Source organism: Mesorhizobium sp. WSM4819, from assembly GCF_055811215.1.
Genome location: NZ_JBVVQO010000081.1, coordinates 1 through 1,406 on the forward strand (window position 1 = coordinate 1; position 1,406 = coordinate 1,406).

Genomic DNA, 1,406 nt, shown 5'->3' on the forward strand with positions numbered 1-1,406 from the left:
TGTCCCACCGCGTGGTGTAGGTCGGCGATAGCGAAGCCGCTCGCGAGCGCGCCCTCAACAGCGCTGTAGCGAGCGAGCGGCGCAGCGGCGGTCATCGATGTTCTTCGGTAGGGTTGGGTTGCTGACACAACCTGATTCGAAGGAACCACCGATGACCAACGACATGATGAACCTGCGCACGCTCGTAGAGAAGACCCCCGATGCCGATATCCTGCGCGAGATGATCGGCTTTGCCGCCGAGCGGCTGATGGAGCTGGAGGTGGGCGCCGCCACCGGCGTAGCTTATGGCGAGAAGAACCCACTGCGGCTTGTCCAGCGCAACGGCTACCGCGACAGAGACTGGGAGACGCGGGCCGGCACCTTCGAGCTGTGCATCCCCAAGCTCAGGAAGGGCTCTTACTTCCCGAGCTTCCTGGAGCCGCGGCGCATGGCCGAGAAGGCGCTGATCGCCGTCATCCAGGAGGCCTACGTCCAGGGTATCTCGACGCGCTCGGTCGACGACCTGGTCAAGGCGATGGGCATGAGCGGCGTCTCCAAGAGCCAGGTCAGCCGGCTGTGCGAGGAGATCGACGGCAAGGTGAAGGCCTTCCTCGACAGGCCCATCGAGGGCGACTGGCCCTATCTGTGGATCGATGCCACCTACCTGAAGGTGCGCCGCGGCGGACGCATCGTCTCGGTCGCCGTCATCATCGCCGTCGGTGTCAACGCAGACGGCCGGCGCGAAGTGCTGGGCATGGAGGTCGGCACGTCTGAGGCCGAGCCGATCTGGACGGAGTTTTTGCGCAAGCTGACCCGCCGCGGCCTGCGCGGCGTCAAGCTCGTCGTTTCCGATGCCCATGAAGGCATCAAGGCGGCCGTCACCAAGGTGCTGTGCGCGACATGGCAGCGCTGCCGGGTCCATTTCATGAGGAACGTGCTGGCGCATGCCGGCAAGAGCGGCCGCCGCGTCGCCTCAGCCTTCATCGCCACCGCCTTCGCCCAGGAGACGGCCGAGGCCGCCAGCACCCAATGGCGCGCCGTTGCCGACCAGATCCGGCCGAAGGTGCCCAAGCTCGCCACCATCATGGACGATGCCGAGCCCGACGTGCTTGCCTACATGACCTTCCCCAAGGAGCACCGTGCCAAGCTGCATAGCACCAACCCGATCGAGCGCCTCAACGGCGAGATCAAGCGCAGGACCGAGGTCGTCGGCATCTTCCCCAATGACGATGCCATAGTCCGTCTCGTCGGCGCCCTCCTGCTCGAACAGAATGATGAATGGGCCGTGCAGCGGGCGCGCTACATGACCCTTGAGACTATCAGCCAGATGAGCGATGATCCGCTCATCAGCCTGCCGGCAGTGGCGCGCTGATCAGTCCGGCCCTTGCCGGAGAGCACGGCGACCAATGCCGTTACCTACACCACGC

Annotated in this window: 1 protein-coding gene; it reads left to right on the forward strand. The window is 65.2% G+C overall.

All coding sequences use genetic code 11. The features are described from left to right. The first annotated feature begins 151 nt into the window (after positions 1-151). Positions 152-1,351 carry an IS256 family transposase gene (locus AC0L18_RS32305; RefSeq protein ID WP_473495731.1) on the forward strand — a complete coding sequence of 400 codons (1,200 nt, stop codon included), beginning with the start codon at positions 152-154 and terminating at the stop codon, positions 1,349-1,351. Positions 1,352-1,406 lie beyond the last annotated feature (55 nt).

Excerpts from the sequence above, each read along its gene's own strand:
- AC0L18_RS32305 (WP_473495731.1), top strand. The coding sequence starts at position 152 with ATGACCAACGACATGATGAACCTGCGCACGCTCGTAGAGAAGACCCCC.